The 458-nt window shown below is 55.9% G+C and carries 1 pseudogene; it reads left to right on the forward strand.

From position 1 onward, the window contains the following. Window positions 1-458 (forward strand): annotated as a pseudogene (gene fadH, locus FHK88_RS03705) (NADPH-dependent 2,4-dienoyl-CoA reductase); the annotation flags it as partial.

Here is a 458-nt window from a genome sequence, read left to right on the forward strand (position 1 = left end):
GGCGGTATTGGCTTTGACGTCAGCGAGTATCTCACCTCAAAACATGGTCAGCCACTACACGAGCTTGGCGAGCAGACGCTAAAAGACCCCAGCTACCGTCCAAAAGCGCAGTCCATCAAAGCGTGGCGTGAAGAGTGGGGTGTGACCTTAGATACCGACTATCAAAGCGATGGCGGCTTACAGAAGCCTGAGCCGATCACTCCTGTGCGGCAGGTATACCTTATGCAGCGCACTAAAGGCCGCTTGGGCGCAGGGCTAAACAAAACCACCGGTTGGGTGCATCGCGCTCACGTCAAGTCACACGGCGTCATGCAAATGGCAGGCGTGCAGTACGAAAAAGTCACGGCCGAGGGTATTTGGGTGACTAACCCACAAGGTCAAAGCCAGCTGCTGCGTGTCGATACTGTCGTGGTCTGCGCGGGTCAAGAGTCAGTCAATGACCTCATGCCCAATGTCGG

It is taken from the genome of Psychrobacter sp. I-STPA6b (assembly GCF_020662265.1).
Lineage (GTDB): Bacteria > Pseudomonadota > Gammaproteobacteria > Pseudomonadales > Moraxellaceae > Psychrobacter.